28 protein-coding genes and 2 tRNA genes are annotated in these 25,463 nt (G+C 28.5%); 4 read left to right on the top strand and 26 right to left on the bottom strand.

Annotated features, from left to right (window positions below):
- Positions 1–41: 41 nt before the first annotated feature.
- Entirely contained in the window at positions 42–587 is a 546-nt protein-coding gene (locus tag B3B03_RS12675; RefSeq protein ID WP_346846932.1) for a hypothetical protein, read from the bottom strand.
- 576 nt (positions 588–1,163) lie between these two features.
- Between B3B03_RS12675 and ispF the strand changes: the two genes are divergently transcribed.
- Positions 1,164–1,637, top strand: a complete 474-nt coding sequence (gene ispF / locus B3B03_RS12670) for a 2-C-methyl-D-erythritol 2,4-cyclodiphosphate synthase (protein WP_346846931.1) — start codon at positions 1,164–1,166, stop codon at positions 1,635–1,637.
- 62 nt (positions 1,638–1,699) lie between these two features.
- On the opposite strand, the gene B3B03_RS12665 is transcribed toward ispF, so the two are convergent.
- The 12 genes from B3B03_RS12665 to B3B03_RS12610 all read right to left on the bottom strand — a co-directional run bounded on the left by B3B03_RS12665 (position 1,700) and on the right by B3B03_RS12610 (position 12,613).
- Complete coding sequence (locus tag B3B03_RS12665) at positions 1,700–2,188, bottom strand: YhcN/YlaJ family sporulation lipoprotein (protein ID WP_346877493.1); 489 nt, start codon at positions 2,186–2,188, stop codon at positions 1,700–1,702.
- Positions 2,189–2,316: 128 nt separating this feature from the next.
- Positions 2,317–2,538 (bottom strand): hypothetical protein, encoded by a 222-nt coding sequence (locus B3B03_RS12660; RefSeq protein ID WP_346846929.1) that lies wholly within the window; start codon positions 2,536–2,538, stop codon positions 2,317–2,319.
- A 186-nt stretch (positions 2,539–2,724) separates the two neighbouring features.
- On the bottom strand, positions 2,725–3,297 hold the full coding sequence (gene pyrE, locus B3B03_RS12655) for an orotate phosphoribosyltransferase (RefSeq protein ID WP_035130817.1): 573 nt from the start codon (positions 3,295–3,297) through the stop codon (positions 2,725–2,727).
- A gap of 12 nt (positions 3,298–3,309) precedes the next feature.
- Complete coding sequence (locus tag B3B03_RS12650) at positions 3,310–4,206, bottom strand: dihydroorotate dehydrogenase (RefSeq protein WP_346877492.1); 897 nt, start codon at positions 4,204–4,206, stop codon at positions 3,310–3,312.
- Positions 4,207–4,216: 10 nt separating this feature from the next.
- Positions 4,217–4,960, bottom strand: coding sequence for a dihydroorotate dehydrogenase electron transfer subunit (locus B3B03_RS12645; protein WP_346846927.1), 744 nt, complete (start codon positions 4,958–4,960; stop codon positions 4,217–4,219).
- Positions 4,961–5,033: 73 nt separating this feature from the next.
- On the bottom strand, positions 5,034–5,909 hold the full coding sequence (gene pyrF, locus B3B03_RS12640; protein WP_346877491.1) for an orotidine-5'-phosphate decarboxylase: 876 nt from the start codon (positions 5,907–5,909) through the stop codon (positions 5,034–5,036).
- 19 nt (positions 5,910–5,928) lie between these two features.
- Complete coding sequence (locus tag B3B03_RS12635; RefSeq protein ID WP_346877490.1) at positions 5,929–7,116, bottom strand: dihydroorotase; 1,188 nt, start codon at positions 7,114–7,116, stop codon at positions 5,929–5,931.
- Positions 7,117–7,138: 22 nt separating this feature from the next.
- A complete protein-coding gene (locus B3B03_RS12630) occupies positions 7,139–7,573 on the bottom strand; it encodes an aspartate carbamoyltransferase regulatory subunit (protein WP_150846193.1) in 435 nt (144 codons plus the stop codon).
- Positions 7,574–7,594: 21 nt separating this feature from the next.
- On the bottom strand, positions 7,595–8,518 hold the full coding sequence (gene pyrB, locus B3B03_RS12625) for an aspartate carbamoyltransferase (RefSeq protein ID WP_035130807.1): 924 nt from the start codon (positions 8,516–8,518) through the stop codon (positions 7,595–7,597).
- Positions 8,519–9,395: 877 nt separating this feature from the next.
- Complete coding sequence (locus B3B03_RS12620) at positions 9,396–10,886, bottom strand: methyl-accepting chemotaxis protein (protein WP_346877489.1); 1,491 nt, start codon at positions 10,884–10,886, stop codon at positions 9,396–9,398.
- Positions 10,887–11,004: 118 nt separating this feature from the next.
- Positions 11,005–11,901, bottom strand: a complete 897-nt coding sequence (locus B3B03_RS12615) for an HD domain-containing protein (protein WP_346877488.1) — start codon at positions 11,899–11,901, stop codon at positions 11,005–11,007.
- Between the two features lie 79 nt (positions 11,902–11,980).
- Complete coding sequence (locus B3B03_RS12610; RefSeq protein WP_346877487.1) at positions 11,981–12,613, bottom strand: DUF1836 domain-containing protein; 633 nt, start codon at positions 12,611–12,613, stop codon at positions 11,981–11,983.
- 719 nt (positions 12,614–13,332) lie between these two features.
- Between B3B03_RS12610 and B3B03_RS12605 the strand changes: the two genes are divergently transcribed.
- A complete protein-coding gene (locus B3B03_RS12605) occupies positions 13,333–13,578 on the top strand; it encodes an AbrB/MazE/SpoVT family DNA-binding domain-containing protein (protein WP_035130802.1) in 246 nt (81 codons plus the stop codon).
- Between the two features lie 126 nt (positions 13,579–13,704).
- Here the strand turns inward: B3B03_RS12605 and B3B03_RS12600 are convergent, their stop codons facing one another.
- From B3B03_RS12600 to B3B03_RS12590, 3 genes are all read right to left on the bottom strand, one after another.
- A complete protein-coding gene (locus B3B03_RS12600; RefSeq protein ID WP_346877486.1) occupies positions 13,705–14,829 on the bottom strand; it encodes a C40 family peptidase in 1,125 nt (374 codons plus the stop codon).
- Positions 14,830–15,013: 184 nt separating this feature from the next.
- On the bottom strand, positions 15,014–15,856 hold the full coding sequence (rsmI, locus tag B3B03_RS12595; RefSeq protein WP_346877485.1) for a 16S rRNA (cytidine(1402)-2'-O)-methyltransferase: 843 nt from the start codon (positions 15,854–15,856) through the stop codon (positions 15,014–15,016).
- Positions 15,857–15,886: 30 nt separating this feature from the next.
- Positions 15,887–16,633 (bottom strand): tRNA1(Val) (adenine(37)-N6)-methyltransferase, encoded by a 747-nt coding sequence (locus tag B3B03_RS12590; RefSeq protein WP_346877484.1) that lies wholly within the window; start codon positions 16,631–16,633, stop codon positions 15,887–15,889.
- A 546-nt stretch (positions 16,634–17,179) separates the two neighbouring features.
- Between B3B03_RS12590 and B3B03_RS12585 the strand changes: the two genes are divergently transcribed.
- Positions 17,180–17,839 (top strand): type II toxin-antitoxin system VapC family toxin, encoded by a 660-nt coding sequence (locus B3B03_RS12585; protein WP_346846918.1) that lies wholly within the window; start codon positions 17,180–17,182, stop codon positions 17,837–17,839.
- A 113-nt stretch (positions 17,840–17,952) separates the two neighbouring features.
- On the opposite strand, the gene B3B03_RS12580 is transcribed toward B3B03_RS12585, so the two are convergent.
- The 8 genes from B3B03_RS12580 to B3B03_RS12545 form a co-directional block, all read right to left on the bottom strand.
- Positions 17,953–18,615 (bottom strand): LysM peptidoglycan-binding domain-containing protein, encoded by a 663-nt coding sequence (locus tag B3B03_RS12580; protein ID WP_346846917.1) that lies wholly within the window; start codon positions 18,613–18,615, stop codon positions 17,953–17,955.
- A gap of 139 nt (positions 18,616–18,754) precedes the next feature.
- Positions 18,755–18,958, bottom strand: a complete 204-nt coding sequence (locus B3B03_RS12575; RefSeq protein ID WP_346846916.1) for a heavy-metal-associated domain-containing protein — start codon at positions 18,956–18,958, stop codon at positions 18,755–18,757.
- A 10-nt stretch (positions 18,959–18,968) separates the two neighbouring features.
- A complete protein-coding gene (locus tag B3B03_RS12570) occupies positions 18,969–19,877 on the bottom strand; it encodes a stage 0 sporulation family protein (RefSeq protein WP_346877483.1) in 909 nt (302 codons plus the stop codon).
- Between the two features lie 2 nt (positions 19,878–19,879).
- Positions 19,880–20,815, bottom strand: a complete 936-nt coding sequence (locus B3B03_RS12565) for a DNA polymerase III subunit delta' (RefSeq protein WP_346877482.1) — start codon at positions 20,813–20,815, stop codon at positions 19,880–19,882.
- 70 nt (positions 20,816–20,885) lie between these two features.
- The gene (locus B3B03_RS12560; RefSeq protein ID WP_035130781.1) at positions 20,886–21,215 is read right to left on the bottom strand and encodes a cyclic-di-AMP receptor; all 330 of its coding nucleotides are present in this window, start codon (positions 21,213–21,215) and stop codon (positions 20,886–20,888) included.
- 20 nt (positions 21,216–21,235) lie between these two features.
- Positions 21,236–21,862 carry a dTMP kinase gene (tmk, locus tag B3B03_RS12555; protein ID WP_346877481.1) on the bottom strand — a complete coding sequence of 209 codons (627 nt, stop codon included), beginning with the start codon at positions 21,860–21,862 and terminating at the stop codon, positions 21,236–21,238.
- Between the two features lie 41 nt (positions 21,863–21,903).
- A complete protein-coding gene (locus B3B03_RS12550) occupies positions 21,904–23,340 on the bottom strand; it encodes an aminotransferase class I/II-fold pyridoxal phosphate-dependent enzyme (RefSeq protein WP_346877480.1) in 1,437 nt (478 codons plus the stop codon).
- Complete coding sequence (locus B3B03_RS12545) at positions 23,322–23,528, bottom strand: sigma factor G inhibitor Gin (protein WP_035130775.1); 207 nt, start codon at positions 23,526–23,528, stop codon at positions 23,322–23,324. The genes B3B03_RS12550 and B3B03_RS12545 overlap by 19 nt, the downstream gene beginning before the upstream one ends.
- 468 nt (positions 23,529–23,996) lie before the next feature.
- Here B3B03_RS12545 and B3B03_RS12540 point away from each other — a divergent pair, with 468 nt between their 5' ends.
- Positions 23,997–25,157, top strand: a complete 1,161-nt coding sequence (locus tag B3B03_RS12540) for a hypothetical protein (protein WP_346877479.1) — start codon at positions 23,997–23,999, stop codon at positions 25,155–25,157.
- A gap of 125 nt (positions 25,158–25,282) precedes the next feature.
- Here the strand turns inward: B3B03_RS12540 and B3B03_RS12535 are convergent.
- Together B3B03_RS12535 and B3B03_RS12530 are read right to left on the bottom strand one after the other, a co-directional pair.
- Positions 25,283–25,356 (bottom strand) — tRNA-Cys (locus B3B03_RS12535).
- A 4-nt stretch (positions 25,357–25,360) separates the two neighbouring features.
- Positions 25,361–25,436: transfer RNA gene (locus B3B03_RS12530), tRNA-Phe, on the bottom strand.
- Positions 25,437–25,463 lie beyond the last annotated feature (27 nt).

Genomic DNA, 25,463 nt, shown 5'->3' with positions numbered 1-25,463 from the left:
GATATTTATTCTATCTCCTTCTTTTTTATTTTTTATTTTAATTAAAATTCACCTTTAAATAATTCTGCAAACTGTTTATGCGCAATTATGTCACTATTTTCTTTCACTTCTTTAAAAGTTATTTCAAAATCATCAGATACATCTGAATAAACTTCATATATTTTCTCTGCAGTATTATTATCTCCATAAGTAATTACATATGCAACTTGATCTTTTTTACCGTTTACATTTCTGTAATATTGATATATTTTTGCCTTTGATTTGTCTATTTTTTCATCAGTTAATACTTTATCAAGAGCAGTTTCTGCCTTTTTTACATATGCAGCTTCATCTTCATCAGTAAGTAATTTTAAAGTGTTTGCTTCATTATAATAATATTCTTTGTTAGCAAAACTATTTAATAGTGATTCAAAGCTTTCATAAGTAACCTCTGGTACTTCTGTGCTTTCTTTTTCTTTACTATCTTCAGTAGAAGCTTGCTCAGTAGTTTTAGCTGATGAATCCTCTGAAGTATTAGTTTTTGTTCCACATCCTACTAATGCTAAACCTATTGTTGCTGTTAATACTAATGCAATTATTCTTTTCATTTTAAATCCTCCATATTTCCAAATAAATTTAATACTTAGTAAATGATATACCAAATAGTATATAACCTTTTGTATACATTTACATAGTTGATACAAAATATTAAGAGTATTTCTACTCTTTATAAATCCATATAAAATTATATCATATTTTGTAATATTTTCAATACTAAATTTCTACATATTATTTTATTAACATACATTGTTAATAAAACTTTGTCGATACTTCATAATATAATTTTATATACTGTTAAATTATCAACTTGTCCATATTATTAACATTATCCACAGGTATCCTGTTTATAACTTAGTGAATTCAATGTTAATACATAGATTTTCATCTTATAATTCTATAATTTCTCTTCTAGACTCCATATATACCTTATAAACACGTGAAATTTTATCAACATTATCCACACTAATGTGAATAACATGTTTATAACTTTTTAATTATACATCTTTACTCGGGAAATTAGATGTTACACACTTAAACTTTTTTATCTTTCTAATAGATACTAATGATTAAACTGTGTTAAACTTAAGTTGATATATTATTTATTATTTATTGGAGGTTTATATATGCGAATTGGTTTAGGATATGATGTACATAAGTTAATTCCTAATAGAGATTTAATTATTGGTGGAGTTAAAATACCACATACACTTGGGCTTTTAGGTCATTCAGATGCTGATGTTCTTATTCATGCAATTATGGATAGTTTATTAGGTGCTGCAGCACTTGGTGATATAGGAAAGCACTTTCCTGATACAGATGCTGAATTTAAAGGCATTTCTAGTATTAAACTTCTTAATGAAGTTAGAGAGTTATTAAGTAAAAATAATTATAAAATAGAAAACATAGATGCAACAATAATTGCACAGCGTCCTAAAATGTCTCCTTATATTACATCCATGAGAGAAAATATTAGTGAAGCATTAAGAATTTCTATAGATCAAATTAATGTAAAGGCTACTACTGAAGAAGGTCTTGGTTTTACTGGTATTGAAGAAGGAATTTCCTCTCAATCTATATGTTTAATAAGTAAAATATAAGATATATAAAAATACAAGTCCAAGGTTATTAAAATTCAACCTTGGACTTTTTAAAATGTTTATTACATATTCTCTATTATCTCTTCTAAATCTTTTTTAAATTCTTCTAATGGCTTATTCTCCTTAAAAGACTTCAACAATTTGGCTATTGACTCATATACATATTCGTCATCACTTATAGCTATGGTTTTGGCATTAGAATAGATGTCCTTAACTTTTTTTTCAACTTCCATTCGTAGTTCCGGAGATATATTATTGTAGTTATCCTTTAACTTTAATGCAACTAATACAGATTCATGGTTTATATAGGTTACTGATGATTGTATTTCTGGAACTTCTTCAATGTCTGCCATAATTCTCTCACAGGTGGATATAGCATTTCTAATTTCTACTTCTTTATCTATAGGCTCATCACTCATATCTTCAACAGTAGGACCGGCTCCCACAGTATCACTTTTTTTACTATTACTATTACATCCCATTAATACCACCGTTACTATAATTAATAATACTACAATAAATAATAATATATCATTTATTTTTCCTTTCATTTTATATCCTCCTATATATAATTATATTAATTTAGTTTCTATAATCTATAGAATTAATAATAAATAACTATATATAGTTTGGCTTATAAGCATAAGTATATTCCTATTCTAAATTATATCTCCACCTTTTACATCATATCTGAATTCTCAAATATATCTTTCGTAACAACAAAATTCCCATTGTTTTCAACTAAGTCAAATTCACTTATACTTGTTATTCTTTCCTCCCTTTCAACATGAAATACATATCCAACTCTTCCATGTTTCTTAAAGAATACTCTTGATGATTTTATAACTCTAAGAGGATTTTTATTTTTATCATATATAATACTAGGAACATCATTAATCATATTTACATTCTCCTTACACCAGTTGTTAATTAATGATATATAATATTATCCTATTATATAATTTATGACTATAATCATTAGTTATAACATAAAATTTATTTGCACCATCTCTTATAAAAAAATTCACCTCCCTATATAAAATCTATAAGTAAGGTGAACTTTATTACAACTTGGTTAATTATTCGATTATTTAATGTTTCTGCTACCCGGTTTTATATAAGGTATATCCTTTTTACATAGTGGGCATTCTTCCTTATCAAAGCTTTCTATTTCCAATTTACATGCACTATAAACCGGAAGAGTTAAAGCACAATTTTCAACTCTCCTATCGACTATACAACATACACCTACAACTTCTGCACCTAAACCTCTTAGCACTTCTACAACTTCCATAGTAGATTTTCCTGTTGTAACTACGTCTTCTGTAATTAAAACTCTTTGTCCTTGCTTAATTTCAAAGCCTCTTGTTAATGTCATTACACCGTCTTTTCTTTCAGTAAATATCCCTGGCTTTCCTAGTTGTCTTGCTAGCTCATAAGCAACTATTATTCCTCCCATAGCAGGACCTACTAACATATCAACATCTAAATCTTTAACCTTGTTTGCAACTACTTCCAATACTTGAGCTGCCTTATCTGGATACTGTAGTAATTTTGCACATTGACAGTATCTATTACTATGTTTACCTGATGATAGCAAGAAATGCCCTTCTAATAATGCCTCACACTGAACTAATATATCTACAATTTTATTTTCCATAATATTTTCCTCCTATACTATTCCTCTAATTTCACTAATATCTTTAATATTTTCTTTTATTAAAAAGTCTTCTATTCCTTTTATAATTTCTAATGGTGCAAAAGGATTTATAAAATTAGCTGTACCTATTTGGATCCCTGTAGCTCCTGACATTATAAACTCTATAGCATCTTCCCAATTTGTAATACCGCCAAGGCCAACTACTGGAACCTTACATGCCTTACACACTTGATGAACCATTCTTAAAGCCATAGGCTTTACTGCTGGTCCCGAGAATCCTGCATAGATATTATCAAATACAGCCTTTCGTTTTTTGTAGTCTATAGACATTCCTTGAAAAGTATTTATTAATGATAGTGCATCAGCTCCCGCTTCTTCACAACTAAGCGCCATCTCTACTATATTTTCTGCATTAGGAGATAACTTCACCATCAATGGTTTTTTACATACCTTCTTCACTTCTTTTACTGCCTCATAGGCAACCTTTGATTTTATTCCTAGAGCCATACCACCATGTTTTACATTGGGGCATGAAATGTTAAGTTCTATGATGTCTACATCAACCTGGTTTAACTTCTCGATTATACTTATATATTCTTCTACTGTAGCTCCACCAACATTAGCTATTATATTAGTGTTATATTCTTTCATCTTTGGAAGTTGATCTTTTATAAAGTTTTCTACTCCTGGGTTTTGAAGCCCTACACTATTAAGCATTCCACCTGTTGTTTCTTTGATTCTTACACCATCATTACCTTGTCTTGGATTTAAGGTTAAGCCCTTACTACAAAATCCTCCAAGTTTTGCTATATCATAAAACTTACTATACTCTTCACCAAAGCCAAAAGTACCTGATGCTGTCATTATTGGATTCTTGAATTCCTTATTACAAATATTTACCTTAAGCATAATTTCTCCTTTAAAACTCTAAATCTAATCCATTAAATACAGGACCATCTTTACATGTTCTTTTATTTCCACTAACTGTTTTACATGTACAACCAAGACAAGCTCCTACTCCACAAGCCATCTTCTTTTCTTCTGATACATATATCTTTGTACCCACTTCCTTGCACATATCAATTACTCTATACATCATAATCTCTGGTCCACAGCATAAAACTAAGTCATAATCTTTAGGATTAAATAGTTCCGTTACATATCCTTTATGTCCAACACTACCATCTTCTGTAGACACCTTTACTGATAAATCTAACTCACTTATTTCTTCTAACCCATAAACTTCATCTCTAAAGCCAGCAAATATATGAACTTCTGAATCCTTTATGTTATCTACCAGGTATCTCATTGGAGCAACCCCAATTCCTCCTGATACTACTGCAACCTTGCCTTTTATCTCTTCTACGTCAAAGCCATTTCCTAATGGACCCATAACCTTAACCTCTTGTCCTTGTATAAGATTACTTAATAATTTTGTTCCTTCTCCAACTAGTTGATATAGGAATTCTATAGAATTTGATGTTATATTATGAATACTAATAGGTCTCCATAATATAGGTTCCTTTTCCCAGGATCTTAGCATATAAAACTGTCCCGGTTCTCCTTGAAACTTACCCTCTATAGATAATTTAAATATTCCTTTAGCAACTTCTTTGTTCTCTATTACTTTACAAACTTTGTATTCATAATTATCTTTTTTCATTCTAATCTCCTAATAATTTATTCTAATATAATGCCATACAATAAATTTGTATGGCATGAACTGTAGTTATAATTTATTTTTTTAGATTTCCTATAGCTGTTAGAATTTCATTTTTCATTCTAATTGCCTCTTCTTTTGCATACTTAGCAAAGTTTTCTTCACCATCTAGTTTTCCTTTATATGCAAGCATTATACCCCTTGAAGAGTTAACAACTCCTCCATTTCCATCCTTAAGATAAAGGGCTACATCTTCTGCTTTTCCACCTTGAGCACCATATCCTGGTATTAAAAAGAATGTACTGTCTAAGGAATTTCTTATTTCTATACCTTCATCTACATGGGTACATCCTATAACCCCACCTATAGAACTATACCCACACTTACCTATATAATTTTTACCTAAATTATTTATAGTTTCCCCTACTACATTAAATACTTTTCTACCACACTTAGTTTCTATATATTGAATATCCTTGCTACCCTTGTTTGAAGTTCTTATCAGTACAAAAACTCCTTTTTCACTATTTTCAATATAAGGTAAGTATGGCTCTATACTATCTAATCCCATATATGGACTTAGCGTTATAAAATCAGCTTCAAATTCTCCTGCAAAATGTGCTTTAGCATACATTTCAGCCGTTTTAGCAATATCGCCTCTTTTTATATCTCCTATAGATATTGCTCCCTTTTCCCTTATATACTTTAATGTATTAGAATAAGCTCTTAATCCTTCCAATCCATATGCTTCATAATATGCTATTTGTGGTTTATAGCAAGCTACATGGTCTATAGTTTCATCTATTATAGCTTTATTAAATTCGAAAATTGCATCACCTATGTTTTCAAATTTCTTCATAAAACTTTCTGGTATATATGATATATCTGTATCTAGTCCCACACATACATGTCCTTTTTTTGCAATTATATCGAATAGTCTATCTATAATCATATGATACTCCCTCACTTTTCTATTTTTTATAAACAACTTTACCACCTTTTATGGTAGTTATAACTTCTCCATATACTTTCATACCATTAAATGGAGTATTTTTACCTTTTGATAAAAATTCTTCCTTACGTATCTCATATTCTTTTTCTAAATCTAGTATTACTAAATCTCCATCATAACCTATATCTATTTGACCCTTATTAACTCCTAGTATTTCACTAGGTCTCTTACTCATGATTTCGCTTAGCTTACTTAAATCTATATGACCTGACCTTACAAGCTTTGTATAAGAAACTCCAAAGGCTGTTTCTATTCCTGATATTCCTGGAGCTCCTTTTTTCTTATCCTCTTCAGTATGAGGTGCATGATCTGTAGCAATGCTATCCACATATCCACCTTTTATAGCTTGGATTAAATATTCCATATCTTCCTTTTCTCTAAGAGGTGGATTTACTCTATACTCTACATCATTTATTAAAGCTATATGATGGGGAGATACTTCACAAGTAACTTTATGACCTTTTTCCTTTGCTTTAATGATATATTCCATAGATTCTTTGGTACTTACATGGGAAAAGTGAACTTTACACCCTGCATGTTTTGCTAAAGTTATATTTCTCCAAGTCATAGTATTTTCTGCCAGTCTCATATCTATATCAGATAGATTATGATTCTCACAATGGCACATAACAGTTATATCCTTCTCTTTAGCCTTAATCATAGCATTTAACATAACTTCGCTGTGCATAACATCTTTTCCATCTTCTGATATTACTTTTATATCACCTTTTTTTAGCTTATCTAAATGGCTTATGTCATATCCACTAAACTCATTAGTTATAGATATAACTTGATTAATATCTATAAGTCCTACTTCCTTACCCCTATTTATAACATAATTAACTGTATCCATAGTGCTACATACTGGATTTGTATTTGCCATAAGGTTTACCATTACATATCCACCTTTAACTGCAGCATGAGAACCTGATTGTATATCTTCCTTATGTGTAAGTCCCGGATCCCTAAAATGCACATGTAAATCTACAAAGCCAGGCATTACTATCTTTCCTGTTGCATCTATAGTTTTACAATCCTTTATGAGATTTCTTCCTAGCTCACAAATTACTCCGTCCTTTATATAGACATCTCCAACAAAAGTTCCACTCCAGTCAACTACTGTACCATTCTTTATGCAAATTTCCATAAGTATTCTCCAATCCTATCTATTAATATAATGAAGTTACCTTTTGTAAATCATCACAGTAATGACATCTATATTCTTTTGTTTCTTCATCTACTAAGTAATGTATATGCTTTATGTTAGGTTCTATAGATGTAACGCATCTAGGGTTCTTACATTTAATAACATTTTCAACCTTTTCAGGAAGTGTAAGCTTAATTTTTTCCTTAATTTCTTCATTTTCTATTATATCTATAGTTATATTTGGATCTATTACTCCTAATATTTCAAAATCAATATCTATTCTAGTTTCTATTTTTATTATATCTTTTTTCCCACACTTATCACTATTAGCATTCATTATAAGAGCTACAGTGAAATCAGCTTTATCTAAGTTTAAGAAGTTAAATATTTTTATTCCTTCTCCAGCTTTTATATGATCTATTACTAATCCGTTTTTTATACTATTTATAGTTAACATATTACTTCCTCCTTATATACCTTAGTAAATTCCTAATAGTTTTAGTATTAATGCCATTCTCACATACATTCCATACTTAGCTTGCTTAAAGTACACAGCTCTATTATCACTATCTACTTCATATGCTATCTCATTTACTCTTGGTAATGGGTGAAGTACTATCATATCTTCTTTCGCAAGATTCATTTTCTCATTATCTAATATATAAGTATCCTTAAGTTTTATATAGTCCTCTTCATTAAAAAATCTTTCTCTTTGTACCCTTGTCATATATAAAATGTCTATTTCCTTCATAGCTTCTTCCATAGTTCTAACTTGCTTAAACTCTATATTTTTCTTTTTAAGGACTTCTTTCTTTATATACTCTGGTATTTCTAATTCTTCAGGTGAAATTAGTACGAACTTGTTGTTTTCATATCTACTTAAAGCTTTTATTAACGAATGTACTGTTCTTCCAAATTTTAAATCTCCACAACAACCTATTGTTAAATTATTTAGTCTTCCCTTTAGAGTTCTTATGGTTAGTAAATCAGTTAAGGTTTGAGTTGGATGTTGGTGTCCACCATCCCCTGCATTTACTACGGGAATATCACTATATTGTGCTGCAACCTGTGGTGCTCCTTCTTTAGGATGTCTCATTACAGCAATGTCTGCATAGCATGCAACAGTTCTTATGGTATCTGCAATACTTTCTCCCTTAGCTACTGAACTAGCATTGGGTTCTGAAAATCCGATTACGCTTCCTCCTAATCTATTCATAGCAGCTTCAAAACTAAATCTGGTTCTAGTACTTGGCTCATAAAATAATGTAGTAAGCAAGTACCCATCACAAGCATGTATAAATTTTCTTGGATCTTTTATTATTTCATCTGCTAGGTCAAATATTTCGTCTAATTCTTCTAAAGTAAGGTCCATTGGTTCGATTAAATTTCTTCCTTTTAACATATAAAACACTCCTTTTTAGCCTCTCTGGGATAATTTAAAGGTATTAAGATTTACTTATAAAATTCAATAAAAAAAAGCTTTCCTCAACAAGGAAAGCTATAAATATCTGTAAATACAACTTTGTATATGAATATATTATTGTAAATTTTATCATATTACAAATGTATTCATACCAAAATATTATCTTCCCTTGCCGGCATCTCTGTACCGTTTTTAAAAGGATTCTTTATTAAATTTTTACTATTTTTATTTTACTTTAAATAAACTGTAATGTCAATATAGTTTATCATAATACTAAATTTTTTAATTTAGCTTATTTATGTGATTAAATCACATATCTTTCTATATAAATATTGTATTATAAATTATATAAACAGTATAATTTTTACCCTAGTTTATCTTAAGAAGTAAATACCAAGCTTATCAAATATTTATCAGCATAAATGTAAAACCACATGGTATACTAAATAAAAGCAAATTAAAAGGAGGATATTAAAATGAAAATAACTTTTGATAACGAAACTAAAGATGCACTTTTAGAAAATTTAAGCAAACAAGGCAAATCTGTTGTTAGACTAGCTATTGCAGGTTTTGGTTGAGGTGGCCCTAACCTAAGCGTTGTTCTGGATGAACAAAAATCAAATGATAATGTAGAAACTGTTAATGGAATAACTTTTGCAGTTGATAAAGATGAAGAATATATTTTTGAAGATTGTATTGTTTCTTACAAAAAAACATTCTTTGGAAAAACTTTTAGAGTAATATCTAAAGCTATAGGTGAAAGTTCTTGTAGCTAAAATATAAAAAATAATGCACTCTTTAAAATGAAGAGTGCATTATTTTTTAATATGTTAATCCCAATGACTAAAAACTTTATTTATTTGAAGTACTTACTTATTTCCTCTATTGAACTATTTAACACTGCTGCTATATTTTCTAATTCCTTAGAATTATTTAGATTTTCATGAGATATGGTTGAAGTTTCTTCCGAACTTGCCATGGTTTCTTGGGCTATACCCGATAGATTTGTAATGTTATCATGAATTTTTTCACTGCTATCTAAAATTGTAGATACCTTAGAAACCACACCTATCATTTCCTCTTTTACTGTAGATACATTTTTCTGAATAGTTGAAAATGCTTTATTTGTATCTTTAACCAATTGTTGTTGTTCATCATTAGCATGAACTAATTCTTCTACCTCTAAAACTGATACATTAGTATCTTCTTCTAGAGACTTCAGTATATTTCCTATCTCTAGTGAGTTATTTTTACTCTCAGCTGCTAATTTCTTTATTTCATCTGCTACCACTGCAAATCCTTTTCCACTTTCACCAACCCTAGCTGCTTCAATTGCGGCATTTAGTGCTAGAAGATTAGTTTGCTCTGAAATAGATGATATAACATTAGTTATTTCCGCAATATTAGATGATTTTTCAGCTAGTTCCTTCATAATGTCACTAACCTTTTTATTTTTGCTCATAATATATTCACTTTTTTTAGATAATTCATGAACAATTTTTATTCCATTGTCTATTACCTCATCAGCTTCCTCAGAGGATTGTTTAACAACAGTAGTTACCTTTTCAGTCTCTGTTATTTCATGCTTTATATTATTTACTAAATTAGTCTGACTCTCAATTTCTTTGCTAGTATTAGTTGCCCCTATTGCTATTTCATCTATAGATGAATTTACAATTTCTATGCTTTGACCTATTAAAGAAACAATTCCTCTAAGCTCATTAGATTTTTCTTTAACTACATTATATACATTGGATAAATCTATTAACATCTTTTGTTGTATCTTACTATTTTCATTTAATTCTTCTACATTTTTATTTATATCTTTATTCATTTTAGAAATAAATTGTGTAACTATTACAAGCGTTGGTAAAAACATTATAGTAGTACCTAAAATCCCACTTAATTCAGCACTATTTCCTAACTTTACCTGCATATATGCATATATTAGTATAGATATTAAATTTATTCCACCAACAGTAGTTATTAATTTTAAATCCAAGTATAAAACTAAACTTAGTATAAATGGAAATCCAGCTGCAAAAGCAGATGCACAGGATGATGTGAGTAATATATATGTATCTACTAATAAAAATCCTGTAGCCAAAACCCATCTCATTATGTTATTTGATGAGTTTTTCATATATAAGAATATGGCTATAAAATAGGCTATACCTGCTACTAATATATTATATATTGCAAATCCAATCCTTCTATCTCCCCTATAAACTTGTAGAACTGAACCTGCTACTGTAACAAACATAATACTTAGGAATACAATTAACATTAATTTATTTACTTTAGTAATATAATTGTTATAGTTCTCTTTATGTTCATTTTTCCCCATAATAATTCCCCCCATATTTTTACTCGATTGAATTATCGTACCATTGTATATACATCTTAATATATATTTTGAAAATAAAACCATAAAACAAACTACCTAAGTAATTAGCTTTATGGTTTTATATAAATAATTTAGTTTCTATCTTTTTTTCATAATCCGACCACGTATCATGTATTGTTTTATCTTTTACCTTTGATACCTTATTCATAGTAGCATCAAGATAATCTGCATAATGCACTATAAAAGCCTCTTCTGTATTTGGCCCTTTAGGAGATCCATACTCCGGTTTTCCATGATGTTGAACAATACATCCTTTAATTCGATTTTTAAAGTCCTCACTATAAAATCCAGGGTTATTTTTAAATGCTTCTTCTATCATAGTTATACCTATAACTATATGACCTTCCATTTCACCTCTCATGGTTGTTTTAAATCTTCCAATTGACGAATATTCATATATCTTTCCAATATCATGAAGTTTTGCTGCTAATATAGCAATTTCCTTATATCTACAATTATACCTATATGCAAGTTTCTTTGCCCAATAGGTTACATTAAGAGTGTGTTCTGCAAGCCCACCTATATATGTATGGTGTTCTAACCCTCCAATTCCTTGAGAAAAAATATTTATAAAACTCTTATCACAAAAAAAATATTTATCTAAAGACATAACCTCTTCACATTTAAATTGTTGAGTTGTCATTTCTTCTAATTCATCTAATATAAATTTTACATCTCTTTTTACACAGTTCATAAAATCATTTAAATTATAACTAGATTTTGATAAATCTATCTTCACTATACTATTGTCTTTTATACTAACATTTACTACATCACCTATATTTAATACTTTATTGTAATTATTTTCAACTTTAAGCCTTAATTCGCCTGTAATATCTCCTAGGGTATATATTATCTCATCTTTATATATTTTTTTATCTTTAATCATAAGTAACAATTCTACTAAATCCTTATTAGTACTATTAGCTACTTGAATCAAATAGATTGATTTCATAACCTCATCTCCTTATAAAGTCATCTATTATGTATCTTTTCATAAGAAGATATTTTTATTCTTTGATCCATATAATATTTTACTTATATTTATCTCCAAATTCTTCAACTAATGTAGTAACTAGTTTTTTTATATTACTTGCATGAGCTACTAAAATCATAACTAACAAGAATATTAATATTCTTTCTTTATCTTCATTATTAAACTCATACTTTTCCAAGTGTCTTCTAATTATTTCTTCTAAATCCTTCTCTTCTCCACTAAAAAATAATTCTATATTCTTTTGCTGTAAATCACTAAATAATTTAAAGGTATCTTCCCATGAAAGAATATCATCCTCTCTATTATTTATATCATTAAAAGCTAATCTAAATACACTTTTTATTTCATCTGTTGTCAAAATCGGCCTCATATATCCTAATAAAACCAATTGAGCTAAATGCAGTTTAGTATATCCTCTTTTTTTACCATCTTCCGGCTTAGAAATAACTTCGCTCTTTATATAATTTTGAAGTATGCTATTAGTAAATTTATCGTGCTTAAACTTATCGTTAAGATAATCTTTAACTTGTGATAAGAATAAATCATACTGTGGTAATTCATCATACTGTATTATACTTTTTTCAGTATTCTCACCTATCATCTCCGAAAATTTAGATACCACCTCTTGGAAAATATTCCCATTAATTCTTTCTCTATCATTCATTTTCATCCCTCACTTTAATAACCTTTTTAATATTTAACATATTCTTGCCTTAATACTAGTTAAATATATGATAATGTAAATTTTTGTACACTACTTCATATTAATTATAAAAGATAATGTCTATATTTACAAATATCTTATAAAATAAAAGTCGAATTATTTATTCATGGATTATGAAATTAATATAAATTATTCATTCAAATATAAGCACATATCAATATTATTAACAATAATCACATTTTACTAACATATTATTATAAATAATATCAACATCAGCTGTTGATTAATATATACATGATAATTCCTATAATTCCATTAACTTTAGAAATTTTTATATATTATCCACATTATCCACAGATGGGTTGTGCATAATATTTTTTATTTTCTGTCTAGAACACTGAATAATATGACTGTACCTCCTTCAAATTTTGATATTTTTTGTAGAATCAATTCGCAAACTAAATAAAATAGTATTGAAAATAAGCATCTTTATGTTAAAATATTAAATTATAAGTTAAATTATTCATCTTTTCCTTATTATGTGATTAATACTACTATAATAGATTATATATTAATGGCATATAATGTAATAAATTTATTTTTTTTATCATTTTTTATTGACTTATGATTTTTCTTGTATTATAGTTATTATATGGTATTAAATATAATATCTGCTAACTAAATTTTATTTGATTACATAATCAAAAATATAGGAGGAATTTATTATGAAATCAACTGGTGTTGTAAGAAAAGTAGACGAGTTAGGGAGAATAGTTATCCCAGTAGAATTGAGAAGGACTTTAGATATTGACGTTAAGGACGCTCTTGAAATATACGTAGATGGTGAGCAAGTTATATTAAAGAAATATGAACCTGCATGCATCTTCTGTGGAGATGCTCGTGATGTGGTTAACTATAAATCTAAAAACATCTGTCAAAAATGTCTAAATGAATTAAAGAATCAACAATAAACAATAAAAACGTTACTTATTTCTAAGTAACGTTTTTATTATTTATATCGTATATACTATATAAATCTATTTACCCAACCTAAAATAAAAGACCAGCAATTAAATTACTGATCTTATCTTAAGAAATTAATATCTTCTTGCCCCTATATAATCGTGTCTACTCATAGGCGATATCTTTACAACCTCATTATCTTGAGGAGCATGAAGGTAAGAATTATTACCTACATATATACCAACATGGTATGCATATCCACCTGAACCAAAGAATACCAAATCTCCTGGTTGAGGATTAGAAACTGGCGTTCCTTTATTCATTTGATCCTGTGCTACTCTAGGAAGATTTATTCCATTGGCAGCATATACATATCTAGTTAAGCCTGAACAATCAAAAGTATTAGGACCATTTCCACCCCATTGGTATGGAACTCCTAAAAATTTATATGCATAGCCAACTATAGAGCTTCCTGAAGCATTTGGAGGTGCTATCACATTTGAATCACCACTGCCTCCCCTACTAGGTCTATTAGAACTAGTACTACCATTACTAACATACTGCGTTATTTGTCTCTTAGTCTCTTCTAATTGAGCTTCATTTTCCTTCACAGCTGCGTCAAATAAGTCTCTATTAGCTTCCGCTTTAGCTAAAGCCTTTTTATGTTCTGCTCTTTTTTCTTCTAATTGAGCTAATTTTTTATTGTTTTCTTCTTGTAATGCATCTAGCTTTACTTTTTCATCTTGAACTACTTTTTTCTCTTTTTCAATAGTTTCTATTTTTTCATTTAAACTACTAACAATTTCTTTATCAGAGCCTATCATTATATTTATGTTATTTAATCTACACATGAAATCTGATATACTCTTTGAGTTTAAAAGCGCCTCAACATAACTATCCATACCATTAATGTACATCGCTCTCATTCTCTCACTAAACATTTCATTTTGTTCTTTTATATCACTTTCAGTAGCTTGTACCCTCTTGTTGCTCTCTTCAATTTTGCCTTCTGCTTCAAGAATTTCAGCATTTAACTCTTCTATACCTATAGATATATCTTCCATCTGAGAATTTACTGACTGTATTGAAGCTTCTATCTCATCGACTTGCTCTTGAGCACTTTTATAGTTGTTTTTGTTTTCTTCCAACTTTTGCTCATATGTTGATCTATCACTATTTGGATCTGCAAATGCACTAGTTCCAACACAAGAAATAGACAATGCTAAAGCAAGTACTAATGATATACTCTTCTTATTCAAAAAAATTCCCTCCCCCTCATTTATAAATCTCATTTACCATTATAACACTATAATGATTGTTATCTCAAGTAATTTAGAAAAAAAATGAGACAACCATCTATTTTTTAATAGATATACAGTAAATATATTCAATATAAATTATCATATTCCTTCTAATTTTAAAAACTTTTCAAAATGCTTTTGTTTATATATGAATTCCAAACTTATATACCTCTGATTTGTGTAGGTTTCTTTCCTTCGCAACTTTTTTTATTGCTTCTTTTTTATTTAATCCTTGATTTATATAATCTTTTATATGATCCTCAATACTCATATCTACCCACTTAGATTTCATTTCTTCCATAATCTCAGTCTTACTTTTTCCTTCTAACACTAGTACATATTCACCCTTAGGCTTATTTTCTTTATAATGGTCTATACACTCTTCTAATGTTCCCCTTAATATAGTTTCATGAAGTTTCGTAAGCTCCTTGCATATTGCAATATTTCTATTACCTAAGTTATCTTTTAAGAAATTTAAAGTGGATTCTAATCTATGTGGCGCCTCATAGAATATTAAAGTTTCTTGCCTATCTGCTAACCCCTCTATAACCTCTTTTCTATCCTTATTTTCTCTAGATAAAAATCCTACAAATAAAAATTTATCTGTATTTAGTCCAGAATAAACTAGCGCAGTAGTAATTGCTGTTGCTCCAGGATACACTTCAAATTCTATATTTTCTTCAATACATCTTTTCACTATAATAGCACCTGGATCTGAAATTCCTGGAGTCCCTGCATCGCTTATTATAGCTATATTTTTGCCTTCTATTAATCTATTTATTATGTCCTCACTTTTCCCGTTCTCATTATGTTTATGATAACTTATCAATGTTTTTCTTATGTTAAAATGATTTAAAAGCTTTAAACTCTGTCTTGTATCTTCACATGCAATTATATCTACACTTTTTAAAGTTTCAAGGGCCCTAAGAGTTATATCTTTTAGATTCCCTATTGGAGTAGGTATTAAATATAATTTACCACTCACTTTTACTCACCTCTTCTATCCTTTGTCTTATTAATCTAACCATTGTGAATTATACATTGCTTTAATTTCCTCTGAATAAGAATCATCCTCCATATGTACATATAATGGATCTTCTATTTTTAAGAATGCTCCCCCATCCCTTTGTCCTTCTACTAATAATATATTAGGTGCCTTTCCTGGTTTAGGATGAATAAATCTTATTCTCTTTGGTTCTATTTTATACTTTCTCATAAGAGTAAATATATCTACTATTCTATCTGGTCTATGTACCATAAAAAGTTTACCATTATCCTTTAATAACGTCCTAGCTGCGATTATAACATCTTCTAATGTGCAGCATACCTCATGTCTAGCAATGGCATTCTTATCACTGTCATTGAGTATACCAGAGCTATATAACTTATATGGTGGATTTACAGTAACTATATCTACTCTACCTAATGATTTTAAAAGTTCCTTATCCTTTAAATCCCCTTCTATGAACTTAATCTCATCACTAAAATTATTATACATAGCAGTTCTATTTGCCATTTCAGCAAACTCTCCTTGTATCTCTACACCCTTTATTACTCCACATTGACTCTTACCTTTAATTATAAGTGGAATTATTCCTGTTCCACTACACAAGTCAATAACAGTTGCATTTTTTTTTACCCTAGAAAAATTGGCTAAAAGTACTGCATCAACTCCAAATCTAAATCCCTCTTTTTTTTGTATGATATGAATACCCTTTAATTGTAAGTCATCTAACGTTTCATCTATGTTTATTAAACTCATAATATAAAATTCCTTTCTAATACCCAGATTACACATATCTTATTATATAATAAGTTGCTATGTTTTTCATCTTATCCATAATATCTATAAAATAACTACTAATTATCCAAAAATTTATTCTTAAAATTACAAAATCCCCTTGAGTAGTTATAAATATTTAACTATCAAGGGGAAATCTTTTTATTTTTACATACTATAATATAGGGGGATGCAATATGTTTTTTCTAGTATTTTATAAATAATATATACTAAATAAAACATATTGCATTTAGGGTTTATATTTATGATTTAATTTGTCATTTATCCGATGACTACCAGCTCTAATACGCCCATCTCTTTCAAAGTGGGAGTAAAGAGCTGCTACGTCCCTGGATAACGATTTCTAGAGCTTCGAAGAAGCTAAGAACTCTGTTTATATTATTACCAACATTAATAGGAATATACAATTATATTTAACTTATTACTTAAGTAGCAGTAATAACTAATGGTTTAATTTAATATAATACAATAATCATTCAGTATAATCAATTAAGAAAGGTTTGCATTATGGAAATATTATTTTACCCATTTTCATCAATAGATTTTCAATCAAGTACTTCTATATTGTTAGATGCATCATTTTTGTTAAGTTTAGTTTATGATGATGATATAAAACATACTGAATGTATAGAAGTATTCAGAATATTACTCAATAACCAGTGCAAACTTTTAGTTACAAATATAATTTCTGCTGAAGTTTTAAATCAAATTATGTATAAAATATTTATGATAGATATACGTCACAAAATTGATAAAGAAAGCGCCTTTAATTCTCAAACAAATATAAAACAAATTCTATCATCCTTTAGTAAATATGATAGAAAAATTATAAAGGATAAAAGAATAGATAAGCTAAGAGAAATTCCCTATAAAAAGTATTTTGATAACCTATCTAAAAACAGTTCTAAAAGAGATCTGCTAAGTATTTATTATAAGACTGCTGTAACCATGCACAATCAACTTGAAAACACCGTTAAATACGAATATGTTGAAATAAATAAGCTCTGTATGAGTAAGACTAAAGAAATAATGATTAAAAACCTATTGTCTATAAATGATGCTACACATATAGCTACTTGTATATGTCATAATATACATTATTTATTAACTCTAGATAGTGACTTTGTTTATGCCAATTGTGATTCTGTTAAAATATTAAAAATATAGCCATGTAGTATTTCTACATGGCTATATTTCAGCCTATAAAACCTTAAAACTGTTTTATAGGCTATGGTATTACTTCAGATATCTCCTTAATCTAAAGTTAATTTATTCGTATATTATTTATTAGGTATACATAAAGTGTCTTCAACTTTTATTGTATCCTCATTTAGGTTATTATGTGCTTTAATTAATTCAATTCCATCCATTATATCCATATTGGATAAATACTCCTTAGATATGCTAAATAATGTATCGCCTGATTTAACAACATACTTAATGTGATCAGTATGTTCTGCTGCATTAGCTGAAGCTACCTCTTCTGATTTTTGGTCTGATTTTTTTTCTCCTGTTACCAATGAAGTTTCATAAGATATAATAAGTTTTTGTCCTGATGAAATAGTATCATCTTTATTCATATTATTTCTTGTTAATATTTCTGCTACTACTTCATTTGGGTCAGAGCTTGGCATGTAAGTTCTAGCTATACTATAAAGTGTATCATTAGCTTTTACTGTATAGTATCCTTCTTTTACTTCTTCCATACCTGTATCTTTTTTATCTTCTTGTCCTAGTGTAGTTTTATCATTGCCCTTTGTGCTATCAGTATTCTCTTTATTTTCATTTATAGCTTCATTAGTCTTTGAGTTAGTTGTTGTAGCTGGTTTGTTACTAGTTTCTTTATTTTGATCTTTATTTCCTATATAGCTTACAGAAAAAAATATTCCACCCAAAACAATTGCACAGCTTATAGCTATTATTATTTGTTTTTTAAATTTCATAATTAACACCTCTCTATATTTTAATACTACTATTTAAATAATTAACAAATTTATATAAAATATACATGTTTAATTAATTTTGTTTATTTTTATGCAAAAAAAATCCTTGTAGCTTTATATCTACAAGGATTCTGAGTACTTATATAACTGTATAACCACTATTCTCTATGGATTCAATTATATCCTCTATGTTTATAAAATAATTGTCATAAACAATTTCTACTTCTTTTTTAACTTTGTGTATTCCACAGGCTATAACCCCTTCATTGGCGGATATGGCATTCTTAACTCTTGTAACATCTTTACTTGTAACCATATCACAAACTTTAAGTGTAGTCTTCATATCCTTCCTCCTAATTTTCTTTAAATAGCTCTTTAATTAGTGTAGGGTCTTCAGCTTGATTTTCTAATTCCTTTAAATCAATTTCATTAATTATATCTTCATAGCTACCAGATATTAATGTTAAATCATTTATACTAACTACTTTAATATCATCTTCACCATCTTTTATGTTTACTTTTACTTTTACCGACTCTTTAACTACACTATTAGAAACTACTTCTCCTTTTCCATAGCATGTATCTACTATAGAACCTACCTTAGGTAATCTTTTTCTTATCCCTTCATATGTTTCTTGCTCATAATTTAAACAACACATAAGTCTTCCACATATTCCTGATATTTTAGTAGGGTTTAAAGATAGGTTTTGTTCCTTTGCCATTTTTATTGATACTGGGGCAAATTCACCTAAGAATGTAGAGCAACATAAACTTCTTCCACAAGGTCCAAGACCTCCAGTCATCTTAGCTTCATCCCTAACACCAATTTGTCTTAATTCTATTCTAGTTCTAAAAATTGATGCCAGATCTTTAACTAATTCTCTGAAATCTACTCTACCATCTGCTGTAAAATAGAATATTACTTTATTATTGTCAAAAGTATATTCTACATCTATAAGCTTCATAGTTAAATCATGGGCCTTTATTTTCTCAAGACATATCTTAAAAGCTTCTTCTTCCTTTTCTTTATTAGTTTTATTTGCATTTATATCTTCCTCTAAAGCTTTCCTTATCACATTCTTTAAAGGAGCTACAATTTCACCTTCTCTGAGCTCTTTCATTCCAACTACACACTCACCAAACTCAATTCCTCTTGCGGTTTCAACAACTACAAAGTCACCTTTTTTTATATCCAAATCACCAGGATTAAAATAATATATCTTACCTGCCTTTTTAAATCTTACTCCTATTACTGTTATCATATTTAAACCTCCTGCATTCTCAAAACCATCGTTATAAATGCCAATGACGAGTTTACATTATTTTTTAAAGTTTTTCTTGTATCATCTACAACTTTAATCATACCATTTAATTTACTTAATGAAAATATATTAACTAAATCTTTAATATCGGATATTTTATCAATATTTATTATAATCTCTTCATCTCCAACTTCTTTATAAATAATTATATCTCTTATTATGGTTATAATTACATCTAAAATATCCTCTTCCATATTTTTATAATCACTAAAAAACTTTTCATATAATAAAGAAGTTTCATAATCTTTATCCTTAATTTTATATATAAGTTCAAAAATTGTATTTCTTATTAAACTAAAATCCTCATTTTCTATTAAACTCTCTGCTTTTCCTGGTATTCCTTTTGCAAAAGAAATAGCCACTAACATCTTATTTTCTTCAATTCCTGTATATCTATTCTTAAGAAATAAAATCATCTCTTCCTTTGATAGTGATTTTAGTTTATGTATGCCACACCTGGATTTAATTGTATCCAACATGCTTTCTAATTCTTCACATAATATAAATATATAAACATTAGCTGGTGGTTCTTCTATAGTCTTTAAAAATGCATTTTGTGCTTGAAATGTAATCTTATCACCGTTGTCTATGATAATAACCTTTCTATCCCTCTCAAAAGGTTTCTTATTACATTCTTCTATAATAGTCCTAATAGTATTCACTCCTATGGATGCTTTTCCCTTATCTAAAGACCAATTAATTATATCTACATGTTCTCTTACTTCATCTATTCCTAAGAGCCTTGATGCTATAAATTTAGCTAAGACACTTTTCCCTATACCTTTTTCTCCAACTAGTATATGAGCATGAGTAAATTTATTATTATTAATTGCTTCAATTAAGCTATTTTTTATATTTTCATGACCTATCATACTCATTTGCTCCTTCCTATATAATAAATAATGTACAATAAGTTTAACCTATTGTACATTATTTTACTTAAATATATTATACTCTTAAAAACTTATCTACATCAACAACAAATATAGTAGCACCACCTATATTTACCTCTACAGGATACGGAACATATACTCCTGTAGATCCAGCAACCGGAGAAGGTGATGATATAAGTTGTTTTCTAACTTTGCAGATTTCTTCTATATATCCTAAAACAGTATCAACTTTCTCTACCTCTACACCTATCATTAATGTGGTATTTCCAGCTTTTAAAAATCCACCTGTAGTTGCAAGCTTTGTAACCCTTAACCCATTCTCTGTTAAGATATCGATTAAATCCATAGCATCGTCATCTTGAACTATCGCAATTATTAATTTCATATAATACCCCTCCTAAATATTTATTTATGCTCTATATAGGATTCAACTCTATTTACTATGTTCCTATAAATATTTTCTATAGAGTCGTCTCCATTTATTAATTCTATTTTATCATAAATACTACTAATTTTTGAATATCCTTCAAAAACTTTTTTATGAAAATCCATACCAACATTCTCAAGTCTATCTAATTCCCGTTGATTTTTCTTTCTTCCAATTCCTTTATCATATGGAATACTTATCATAAATACTAAATCCGCTTCAAGTCCACCTAAAGCACAATCATTTATAGATTTCACAGTGTCTATTCCCAAATCTCTAGCAATTCCTTGATAAACTATAGATGAATATACAAATCTATCACATAAGACTACCTTCCCTTCAGCAATTGCAGGCTTTATTACCTCTTTTATAAGCTGAGCTCTCGCCGCAGCATATAGTAAAGCCTCACACATGTTATCCATTTCTTGGTTATCATTATCTAAAATTACCGCCCTAATTTTTTCGCTAATTTTAGTTCCTCCAGGTTCTCTCGTTCTTATAACTTCAATCCCCTTATCTACAAAATATTTTTCTAATAATTCTATTTGTGTAGATTTTCCACTACCATCTGGACCTTCTAATGCTATTAATAACCCTTTATTCAAAAAACTTACCTCCAAACATATCTTTTCCTATAGTTTCTTTGCTATTTTATTATAATTAAGTTATTTTCCTTCACTCCTAATAATGTAACATTATTATCTATATAATATCCTATTATATCAATAATATCTTTCGTAATAATCTCTCCTGGCATTATTAGTGGTACCCCAGGTGGATATGGGACAATAGCTTGTCCGCACACTTTATTTACGGAATCTTTAATACTACACTCAACTTTTTTCATATTTAGAGTTTCCCATGGTAATTTATCTATTGGTGGAATTTCATACTGCATAGGCTTTACATATTCATCTACTAAAGTATCCTTATTGCACTCTTTTAGTATTCTATAAAGTTTATCAAAATCATCTCTGGTGTTTGAAGTAGCAAAAATCAATACTACATTTCTTGAGTCACTCATTTCACATTGAATCTTATTAACTTTTAAATAATCTAGTAATAGATGTCCACTAAATCCTTTAGGTACATTTATAACATATCTAGTTTTATCTATATATACCTTATTTCTAGTTGATGAACTTTTCTTAATTATATCATGCTCATCTATTATATGATAAAAATCAATGTGATTTATTTTTTTTCTATATTCCTCACATAAATTAATTAATATACTGTAATCCTTACTTCCATACTTCTGTAAATAATATCTACTATAATCCATGCTGGCAAGAAATAAATATGAAGGACTCGTTGTCAAAAACATGCTAGTATAGAAGTTAACCTCATCTAAAAGATCATCACAATTAACGTGTAAAAATGATGTTTGTGTTAAGCTTGGTAATGTTTTATGAGCACTTTGAACAACCATATCGCAACCTAGCTTAAGCGGATTATCAGGCAATTCATCTATAACTCCAAAATGTGCTCCATGAGCACAATCTATTAATACCTTCATATTATATTTCTTGGCTTCTTTTACTATTTCCTCTAACTCTGTACATATGCCATAATAATTAGGGTATGTTAATAATATTCCCCTAGCATCTTGATTTTCCTTTATTAATTTAAATAGATGCTTCTTATTAATAGAAAAAGGAGCATCATATTTTTCATTTACCTCATTCATAACATATATAGGCTTTAACTTACGTAATATTATACTATTGAATACTGATCTATGACAGTTTCTTTCTACGATTATTTTTTCGCCTTCTTTAAATGTAGCAAATATCATAATCATGTTTCCTGATGTACTTCCATTAACTAAAAAGTAAGATTTTTTACTCCCATAGTAATTAGCAAGTTGTTCTTGTCCTTCTTTTATTATGCCTGTAGGATTATGAAGATTATCTAAGCCCTCTACCTCAGTAATATCAAAGTTAATGAAATTATCTAATAAAATCCTTCCTTCTTTTGTATCTTCATATGCTTTTCCCATTTTATGTCCAGGCATAGCAAAATAGCTATTTTCTTCTTTTTTATATTTCAATAGTGCATCTACTATCGGTAATCTTGGCACTTATCACTCACTCCTCTTGGTATAAGTTGAACTATATTCTTTTTAATACAGTTCTTATAAAATTCATAAAAATCTGTACTAGTTTCTATTGTTAATAATCTTCTTTCACAGTTCTCACAAATTCTTCGTCCATATATAAGTATACCATTATCTAGAGGCTTTCTGCATATAATACATTCCTTATTCATATTTTTCCCCCTCAAAATTTATCCAATAGAACTTGTTAGTCTATTATTATATTGTCTTTGAATAAGTCAACTTAGTTAAAATAGAGTAATCCTTCTAAGTTTTATCCATGTTAAGACTGTCTTAATTATCGCCCCTTATAATATATTTTATTCATGAAATCCCTTTTTTTATTTTGTCCAAAAAAAAAATTTCATCTTATAATTCATACTTTTTCTACCTTAAATAACATCAAGTATAATGTTAATAAATTAATAAACCCATATATCTATTAATCTACATAAATTGTCTAATTTTCTTGTATTCATAAATACATTTAATAAAAAACTTATTACAAATATAGATACTATTAAAATACTATTTATCTATAAATTTGTTACTGGATAATATAGATATATGTGCACATACTAATTACATAAGGTCAGATATTGATAATATTAGTATCTATAAAATTGTAGGGAGGGTTACAATTGAAACAAAATGTTCTAAGTTTTTTATCTACTATAAAATCTGAAATTCTAGATATTAATAAATTTTTATATGAAAATAGTGAAAACTGTTTTAATGAATATAAATCATCAGATTACATTATAAAACTTTTACAAAAATATAATTTTAATATTGAAAAAAATTTCATAGATATTCCAACTTCATTTCGTGCCAGAATTGGACACAGCCATCCTGAGATATGTTTTATATGTAAATATAGTAGTGGAAGTGATGATGGTCATGTTTTTGGTAATAATGCCAATGCTACTATGTCTTTAGGTGCAGCCATAGGTTTATCTTCTGTCATTGACAAAATAGGAGGTTCTATTCTAGTAATCGGATGTCCAGGGAAATACTCCAATGGTTCAGAAATTATAATGACAAAAGAAAATGTATTTGAAAATTGTAGTGTAATTTTTGCTCCTCATGTGGATAATATAACATCTATTAATAATACTTCTCAAGCATGCACAACCTTACAGCTTGATTATAATAATTTACTTGTTTCTAATGATAATGCTAACCAAAGTTCATTAGATGTTTGTCTACATACGGTACACTTTATAAACGAGTTAGTTAAAAACATCTCAAAAGAATGTTATATGGATCATTTAAATCTTACCTGTGATAATGCATTAGTTGAATATCCTTCATCTGCTAAGGTTAAATTTGAAATTAAATCAAAAGATCATAAGTTATGTCATAAAATCGAAGAAAATATAAGAAGCTATATTAAATGCATAGAAGATATCATAAATATAGATTGCTCTATTAAGCTAATTGAGCTTCCTTGCAAAGAACTTTTAGATAATAAAATAGTAAATAAATTATTTGAAAATAACTTAAAAGAAACTGGATTAATTGAAATGAACTACGGGAAAAAAATGCTATATCCCTTAGGAATTGGTACTGTAAGTCATACTACACCTACTATATATCCGTCTATATCAATAGTAAGTGATCCATCAATTCACTGTCCATCAAAACAGTTTATGGATTTAACATTAACAGAATATGCTAAATGTAATATATGGAAAGCTATTGAAGCCTTAATTTTAACTTCTATAGATTTAATTGAACGCAAAGATTTAATCTATGAAAGCACTACCTCTCTCTCTAAAAACATTTCTAAAACTTTATAATGGAATAAAAGTGAATTCTTATGTAACATACTATATAAAAATTTATATACTAAATCTAATAATGATATACTATGATTTAATAAGTAAATAAAAAGACTTGTAAACAATATGTTTACAAGTCTTTTTGGAGGCGCCACCCAGATTTGAACTGGGGATAAAGGCTTTGCAGGCCTCTGCCTTACCACTTGGCTATAGCGCCAAACTGGTGGCTCGAGCAGGAATCGAACCAGCGACACGAGGATTTTCAGTCCTCTGCTCTACCGACTGAGCTATCGAGCCACACCTGACCTGGCAACAACCTACCCT

The sequence above is a fragment of the Clostridium sp. UBA5712 genome (assembly GCF_002419845.1).
GTDB lineage: Bacteria > Bacillota > Clostridia > Clostridiales > Clostridiaceae > Clostridium_J > Clostridium_J sulfidigenes.
Note: the sequence above shows the minus strand (reverse complement) of the source record. Positions and strands in the feature narration are given on the sequence as shown.

What these genes read in the sequence shown, in the direction of transcription:
- B3B03_RS12675 (WP_346846932.1), bottom strand. Translation starts at nt 587, where the DNA reads ATGAAAAGAATAATTGCATTAGTATTAACAGCAACAATAGGTTTAGCA.
- ispF (WP_346846931.1), top strand. Translation starts at nt 1,164, where the DNA reads ATGCGAATTGGTTTAGGATATGATGTACATAAGTTAATTCCTAATAGA.
- B3B03_RS12665 (WP_346877493.1), bottom strand. Translation starts at nt 2,188, where the DNA reads ATGAAAGGAAAAATAAATGATATATTATTATTTATTGTAGTATTATTA.
- B3B03_RS12660 (WP_346846929.1), bottom strand. Translation starts at nt 2,538, where the DNA reads ATGATTAATGATGTTCCTAGTATTATATATGATAAAAATAAAAATCCT.
- pyrE (WP_035130817.1), bottom strand. Translation starts at nt 3,297, where the DNA reads ATGGAAAATAAAATTGTAGATATATTAGTTCAGTGTGAGGCATTATTA.
- B3B03_RS12650 (WP_346877492.1), bottom strand. Translation starts at nt 4,206, where the DNA reads ATGCTTAAGGTAAATATTTGTAATAAGGAATTCAAGAATCCAATAATG.
- B3B03_RS12645 (WP_346846927.1), bottom strand. Translation starts at nt 4,960, where the DNA reads ATGAAAAAAGATAATTATGAATACAAAGTTTGTAAAGTAATAGAGAAC.
- pyrF (WP_346877491.1), bottom strand. Translation starts at nt 5,909, where the DNA reads ATGATTATAGATAGACTATTCGATATAATTGCAAAAAAAGGACATGTA.
- B3B03_RS12635 (WP_346877490.1), bottom strand. Translation starts at nt 7,116, where the DNA reads ATGGAAATTTGCATAAAGAATGGTACAGTAGTTGACTGGAGTGGAACT.
- B3B03_RS12630 (WP_150846193.1), bottom strand. Translation starts at nt 7,573, where the DNA reads ATGTTAACTATAAATAGTATAAAAAACGGATTAGTAATAGATCATATA.
- pyrB (WP_035130807.1), bottom strand. Translation starts at nt 8,518, where the DNA reads ATGTTAAAAGGAAGAAATTTAATCGAACCAATGGACCTTACTTTAGAA.
- B3B03_RS12620 (WP_346877489.1), bottom strand. Translation starts at nt 10,886, where the DNA reads ATGGGGAAAAATGAACATAAAGAGAACTATAACAATTATATTACTAAA.
- B3B03_RS12615 (WP_346877488.1), bottom strand. Translation starts at nt 11,901, where the DNA reads ATGAAATCAATCTATTTGATTCAAGTAGCTAATAGTACTAATAAGGAT.
- B3B03_RS12610 (WP_346877487.1), bottom strand. Translation starts at nt 12,613, where the DNA reads ATGAAAATGAATGATAGAGAAAGAATTAATGGGAATATTTTCCAAGAG.
- B3B03_RS12605 (WP_035130802.1), top strand. Translation starts at nt 13,333, where the DNA reads ATGAAATCAACTGGTGTTGTAAGAAAAGTAGACGAGTTAGGGAGAATA.
- B3B03_RS12590 (WP_346877484.1), bottom strand. Translation starts at nt 16,633, where the DNA reads ATGAGTTTAATAAACATAGATGAAACGTTAGATGACTTACAATTAAAG.
- B3B03_RS12585 (WP_346846918.1), top strand. Translation starts at nt 17,180, where the DNA reads ATGGAAATATTATTTTACCCATTTTCATCAATAGATTTTCAATCAAGT.
- B3B03_RS12580 (WP_346846917.1), bottom strand. Translation starts at nt 18,615, where the DNA reads ATGAAATTTAAAAAACAAATAATAATAGCTATAAGCTGTGCAATTGTT.
- B3B03_RS12575 (WP_346846916.1), bottom strand. Translation starts at nt 18,958, where the DNA reads ATGAAGACTACACTTAAAGTTTGTGATATGGTTACAAGTAAAGATGTT.
- B3B03_RS12570 (WP_346877483.1), bottom strand. Translation starts at nt 19,877, where the DNA reads ATGATAACAGTAATAGGAGTAAGATTTAAAAAGGCAGGTAAGATATAT.
- B3B03_RS12565 (WP_346877482.1), bottom strand. Translation starts at nt 20,815, where the DNA reads ATGAGTATGATAGGTCATGAAAATATAAAAAATAGCTTAATTGAAGCA.
- B3B03_RS12560 (WP_035130781.1), bottom strand. Translation starts at nt 21,215, where the DNA reads ATGAAATTAATAATTGCGATAGTTCAAGATGACGATGCTATGGATTTA.
- B3B03_RS12545 (WP_035130775.1), bottom strand. Translation starts at nt 23,528, where the DNA reads ATGAATAAGGAATGTATTATATGCAGAAAGCCTCTAGATAATGGTATA.